This window comes from Pararcticibacter amylolyticus, assembly GCF_003130405.1.
Taxonomy (GTDB): Bacteria; Bacteroidota; Bacteroidia; order Sphingobacteriales; family Sphingobacteriaceae; genus Arcticibacter; species Arcticibacter amylolyticus.
The window spans coordinates 34,465-40,927 of sequence record NZ_QEAS01000028.1 but is presented as its reverse complement, the minus strand read 5'-3'; the positions used below and the strand labels follow the sequence as shown (position 1 = coordinate 40,927).

5 protein-coding genes are annotated in these 6,463 nt (G+C 46.7%); all 5 read left to right on the top strand.

Annotated elements, in window-relative coordinates:
• The first annotated feature begins 97 nt into the window (after positions 1-97).
• Complete coding sequence (locus DDR33_RS23100; protein WP_109418175.1) at positions 98-2,569, top strand: TonB-dependent receptor domain-containing protein; 2,472 nt, start codon at positions 98-100, stop codon at positions 2,567-2,569.
• A gap of 144 nt (positions 2,570-2,713) precedes the next feature.
• A complete protein-coding gene (gene fucP, locus DDR33_RS23095) occupies positions 2,714-3,985 on the top strand; it encodes an L-fucose:H+ symporter permease (RefSeq protein ID WP_109418174.1) in 1,272 nt (423 codons plus the stop codon).
• 8 nt (positions 3,986-3,993) lie between these two features.
• Positions 3,994-4,758, top strand: coding sequence for an SDR family NAD(P)-dependent oxidoreductase (locus DDR33_RS23090; RefSeq protein WP_109418173.1), 765 nt, complete (start codon positions 3,994-3,996; stop codon positions 4,756-4,758).
• Positions 4,759-4,799: 41 nt separating this feature from the next.
• Positions 4,800-5,657 (top strand): fumarylacetoacetate hydrolase family protein, encoded by an 858-nt coding sequence (locus DDR33_RS23085; protein WP_109418172.1) that lies wholly within the window; start codon positions 4,800-4,802, stop codon positions 5,655-5,657.
• On the top strand, positions 5,644-6,463 hold an 820-nt coding region (locus DDR33_RS23080), incomplete at its 3' end, for an amidohydrolase family protein (RefSeq protein ID WP_109418171.1). The genes DDR33_RS23085 and DDR33_RS23080, both read left to right, overlap by 14 nt.

The window sequence follows — 6,463 nt, the reverse complement described above, 5'->3', positions numbered from 1 at the left end:
CAAGCCGTTTGCTGTAATAAAATAGTTACCCGCATCATTTTCATTTACAATCACTTTTCTTTGCATTCGCTTGTTAGAAAATGATTAGAATCTGTTTATGAAACTGTTTTTTACCTTATATATTTTACTGTTTGTCTTCACGTTAAGCGTATCTGCACAAATCCCTGCGGGGAAAGTGACCGGAAAGGTTGTAGACGCAGCAACCGGAAAGGCGGTCGACTTTGCCACAGTGGCCATTATAGAGAGAACCACGAAGAAGACCACAAAGGCAGCGCAGACCGATATGAACGGAAGTTTTACACTCAATGCCCTGCCCGCAGGATCTTATACTCTGAAGATCAGCTTTGTCGGATATAAGCCCTACTCTAAAGATCCTGTAGTCATAGACGCTGAGCAACAGACAATCGCATTGGGAACGATCCAGCTCTCAGCCGGCAAGTCGAGCATGCTGAATGAGGTGGTTGTCCTGGGGCAGAAAAGCACTATCCAGCTGGGCGTTGACAGAAAAGTGTTCAGCGTCGACCAAAGCATCGTTAGTGAAGGAGGTTCTGCAACAGATCTGCTGTCAAACGTACCCACTGTTTCCGTCGATCTGGATGGAAATGTCAGCCTGAGGGGCAGCGGAAGTGTTCGTGTCCTGATTGATGGAAAGCCTTCGGCCATCGGCGGAGGAGACATGGCAGCCGTATTGCAATCGCTTCCTGCAAGTTCTATCGAGAACATTGAACTCATCACCAATCCTTCTGCTAAATATGACCCTGAAGGACAAACAGGTATTATCAATATCGTTTTAAAGAAAAACCGCAAATTAGGATCTAACGGGTCTGTATCATTTTCGGCAGGAAACAGGGATAACTACAATGCCAGCACTAACCTCAGTTACCGCAGCGGACAGGTCAACCTTTACGGGAATTATAGCTACCGCTATTCCAACAGGATCGGGGGAGGATTTAACAACACCTCCTTCTTTAACGGAGGAATAATTAATAACAATTCTGATTCAAGGCGCCACAATGTCAACAACACGGCTAAACTGGGCCTCGATTATTATATCAATGACAAGACCACGATAGGCGCCTCAGGCAACCTGAATTTCAGGACAGGAAAAGACCGGGAAGACATCGCTTACCTGTATCAGAATTACAGCTCTTTGCTTGATGGAACCAGCCGGAGAAATTCGACAGAGGAAGAGAAGGAACACGGCTATGACGCCAGTCTCGACTTCAGCCGGAAGTTCAAAAAACAAGGAGAAGAACTTACGGCCAACTTCTCTTTCGGCGAAAGGAACGAAGACGAAGACGAAAACTTCAACCAGGACTTCTTTCAGTTTAACGGGCTACAAAGGGACACGATAGACCGCCGGATCACCGTCAATGAGGGGCAGGGTAAAAACTACAATATCCAGGTCGACTATACGCTGCCGTTTAACCAGCAGCAGAAACTGGAAACCGGATACCGTACCACGATCAGGAAAGATGATCAGTCGCAGGTATCCGAGAGGTATAACTACCGCACCGGCCTCTATAACAGAGATTATAACCTCACCAACGACTTTGACCTGGAAGATATTGTACATGCTGTATACGCCAGCTACCAGAATCAGATCAGCAAATCATTTGGAGTCCAGGTGGGATTACGTGCCGAACAGGCTTACCTGAACACGGAATACCGCAATCTTGATACAGCGGTAATGCAGCAGGTGAGCACGAAGGGCAAACTTGATTACTTCAGGGTCTATCCCAGCATTTTCCTCACACAGAAGTTAAAGAACGAAAACCAGATACAGCTGAGTTACACACGCAGAGTGAACAGGCCCCGCGGATGGCAGGTAAATCCATTCAGGGATATATCCGATCCCAACAATATCCGTGTGGGAAACCCGGGGCTGAAGCCTGAAGACATTCATTCGTTTGAGCTCAGCCACATGAAATACTGGAAGGCCTTTACTCTCACGTCATCGATGTACTTCCGCAGGGTAAACGACATCGTGGAGGGGATACAACAACAGGTTGACAGCACCACCACTCTTACACAGTTTGCCAACTTGTCGAAAAACCAGGCAGGCGGTCTTGAAATTATCGGCCGTGCAGATATCTCAAAGGGCTTCAATGTTACTGCTAATGCCAATATATTTTACAATAAGATCTTTGGCAACGAGGAGTTCGGGATAAAAAGTAACAGCGGATATAACTGGACGGGCAACCTCACTGCTAATATATCTCTTCCCTATAACCTTTCCACCCAGTTTAATGTCAACTATATGGGAAGAAGAGTGACTGCCCAGGGCCGGGGAAAAGAGATGTTCGGCACTGATGCTGCTTTGAAAATGGACGTCATGAACAGGAAAGGCAGTATTTCCTTCAATGTGAGGGATGTCTTCAATTCCAGAAAATGGGGTGCGGTCACTGAGACAGCTGCATTCTCCAGACAGTTTCAGAGGCGCATGATGGGACGGATGGGAACCCTTACTTTCAGCTACCGTTTCGGACAGGCCGACCAGCAGCAGAAAAAGAAGAACAACAGGAATAACCAGGATCAGCAGGGCGATTTCCAGGGAGAAGAATTTTAGCCGGCACGCTAATATCGTACAACAATTAGCTAATTTCTCAGACAGGATTTCAGTCCTGGCGGAGCCTTATTGTCGATAAAGTTCTTTTTATTTGTAAATTGTAAACTGAAAAAACGACGGATTTACTAACCGCTTAAAATTAAAATGACGAAAAAAAATCAGTTCCTGTTTCCCATTATTCTGGTAACATCTTTATTTTTCCTGTGGGCATTTCTTCATAATATAAATCCAATTTTGATCCCGCATCTCAGGAAAGCACTGCAACTGAGTGACACCCAATCTTCTTTCATTGATATTTCTGTTTCACTTGCTTACTTCGTCATTGCTATCCCGGCGGGCTTGTTCATGCACAAGTTCGGGTATAAGAAGGGGATTATATTCGGGCTGATCCTGTATGCAGTTGGGGCCCTGCTTTTCATACCTGCTGCCTCTGCAAGAAATTATACGTTCTTTCTCTCGGCTCTTTTCGTCATAGCGAGTGGTGCTACGTTCCTGGAAACAGTGGCCAATCCTTATATTTCCATTCTCGGGAACAAGGAGACCTCTGAACAAAGGCTTAACTTCGCCCAATCCTTTAACGGAGTTGGAGCATTCCTGGCACCCATCATTGGCGGACAGTTTATCCTTTCGGGCATAGAGCACTCCCCTGCCGAATTACAGATGATGTCGCCCGACCAGTTGAATGCTTATCTTCAATACGAAGCTGACACGGTTAAGATCCCTTATATCATCATTGCGGTGGTCGTTGTTCTCCTGATCGGCCTGTTCCTGTTAACCCGGCTTCCGGAAGTGCAGGCAGACGACAGCGAACTGGAGGGCCATGCAACTAAATTTTCAGCTAAAGTACTCCGTCACCGTCATTTGTCAATGGCTGTTATTGCTCAGCTTTTTTATGTGGGTGGCCAGGTAGGGATCGGCAGCTTTTTTATCCGGTATTCGAAGTTTGTAGCCGATATCAGTGAGAAAGATGCAGCCTTCCTGTGGGGATCGTTTGCGATGGTTGGATTTATGATCGGCCGCTTTGTGGGCACTTTCCTGATGAAATTCATCAAGCCTGCAAAACTACTCAGCATCTATGCACTGATCAGCATCCTCCTTCTTATTATTTCAGTCTCTGTAAAAGGATCCTTTGCGGTATATTCTTTAATTGTGATCCCTTTCTTCATGTCGATCATGTTCCCGACAATTTTTGCTCTTGGTATCAAAGGCCTGGGAGAAGAAACCAAGATCGCTTCATCCTTCCTGGTAATGGCCATCATAGGGGGAGCCATCGCGCCTGTGGCCATGGGATATATCTCCGATAAGACAGGCAGCATTCAGACGGCTTATATCGTGCCGCTGATCTGTTTTGCTGTTGTTCTGTTCTTCGGTCTCAGGGGCCACCGAATCGCTCAGCATCACGAATCCGATAATTAAAATTCCATATGTTTAGCTTAAACAATAAAACAGCTATTGTGACTGGTGCGGGAAGCGGAATTGGCCGTGCAGTCGCCCTGACATTCGCTTCCGCCGGAGCACATGTTTATGTCACTGACCTGAATGCCGGAAATGCGGAAAGCACCGTAGAGGAAATCAAGCAATCCGGGGGCGGGGCAACAGCGCTGCTTTGCGATGTATCGAACCAGGAAGCTGTGGTAACAGCATTCCAGACGATCGGAAAAATCGACATCCTGGTGAATAGTGCAGGAGTTTCTCATATCGGCCGGGCAGACAATACCAGCTCAGAGGACTTTGAAAAAGTATTCCGGGTAAACGTTCAGGGAGTTTATAACAGCCTGTATACAGCGATCCCCCTGATGAAAACGAACGGAGGCGGAGCTATTGTAAACCTGGCCTCCATTGCCGCCGTTGTCGGACTGTCTGACCGCTTTGCTTATTCGATGAGTAAAGGAGCCGTATATGCCATGACCATGTCAGTCGCGAAAGATTACATCAGCGACAATATCCGCTGTAACAGTATCTCACCGGCAAGAGTACATACGCCGTTTGTGGATGGGTTTCTTGCAAAGAACTATCCGGGAAAGGAGAAGGAGATGTTTGAAAAACTTTCGAAGACCCAGCCTATCGGAAGAATGGGCACACCTGATGAGATTTCGAAGCTGATCCTGTATCTGTGCTCAGATGAGGCTTCATTTATTACAGGTAACGATTACCCTATAGACGGCGGATTTATAAAACTGAACAGCTGATATTCACTACCTCTCCTTACCGGGAGGAAACATAATAAATTATGAAACTAATACGTCACGGAGATATTTATAAAGAAAAACCAGGAGTGATCATCGGCGATGTTCAATACGATGCATCCGCTTTTGGTGAAGATTTTAACGAAGCGTTTTTCGAAACTGATGGCCTTGAGCGCCTCAAAAAGTTCATTGAGGAGAACAAAGCAGAATTAACACCTCTTTCTGAAGGAACAAGGTTAGGTTCCCCGGTTGCAAGGCCTTCCAAGATATTATGTATAGGGCTTAACTATGCTGATCATGCTAAAGAAAGCAATGCCGCACTTCCGCCGGAGCCTGTGCTCTTCATGAAATCGACCACGTCCCTGGTTGGGCCGTATGACGACATTGTTATCCCGAAAAATTCAGTAAAGACCGACTGGGAAGTAGAACTGGCCTTTGTTATTGGGAAAAAGGCCAGCTATGTAGAAGAATCAGAAGCAATGGACTACATAGCAGGTTATTGCCTGCACAATGACGTTTCTGAAAGAGAGTTTCAGCTTGAAAGAAGCGGCACATGGGATAAGGGCAAAGGATGCGATACTTTCGCTCCTGTAGGCCCGTTCCTTGCAACCCCTGATGAGGTAGGAGATCCGCACCAGCTTCGCCTGTGGCTGACTGTAAATGGCCGGACCATGCAGGACGGCAACACCCGGGATTTCATCTTCAATATCCCGTTTCTGGTCTCTTACCTGAGCCAGTTCATGACCTTACTTCCGGGCGATATTATCTCTACAGGAACACCCAAGGGGGTTGGCCTCGGCATGAACCCGCCCGTTTACCTGAAGCCGGGGGATGTAGTGGAACTTGGAATAGATGGACTCGGGAGCTCTAAGCAAACTGTAAAAGCTTATGCTAAGAATTGATTCGCACCAGCATTTCTGGAAGTTCGACCCTGTAAGGGATAGCTGGATAACAGAAGATATGTCTGTCATCCGCCGGGATTTCCTTCCCCCCGACCTCGCTCCGAATCTTCAGCAACATGCACTGGATGGATGTATTGCGGTACAATCAGATCAGTCGGAGAAAGATAACGATTTCCTGCTGGAGCTTGCAGAAGCGAACTCTTTTATCAAAGGGATAGTAGGATGGGTTGATCTACAGGCGGAAAATATAGAGGAGACTCTCGACTTCTGGTGCCGTCACAAAAAACTGAAAGGCTTCCGGCATGTACTTCAGGGGGAAACTGATCGTGCTTTAATGCTGAAACCCGAATTTAAAAGGGGAATAAAAGCACTTGAGAAGCATGAGTATACTTACGATATACTGATATTCCCTGACCAGATCGCTTATGCAACAAAGCTGGCCCAATTTTTCCCTGATCAGAAGTTTGTGCTCGACCACATTGCCAAACCCCTGATTAAAGATCACCTGATAGAACCCTGGGGTAAGGATATCCGTGAACTGGCAGCCTTGAGTAATGTCTACTGTAAAGTTTCGGGTATGGTTACTGAAGCTGACTGGAAAACCTGGAAGAACGAAGATTTTACGCCCTACCTGGACACCGTCTTTGAAGCATTCGGCGCTGAAAGGCTGATGTTTGGCTCCGACTGGCCGGTTTGTCTTGTCGCCGGAGGGTATCAGAAAATGATCGGCATAGTGGAAGAATACACTTCCAGGCTGACAGAAAATGAGCAGAAAATGTTTTGGGGAGGGAATGCGGAGAGGTTCT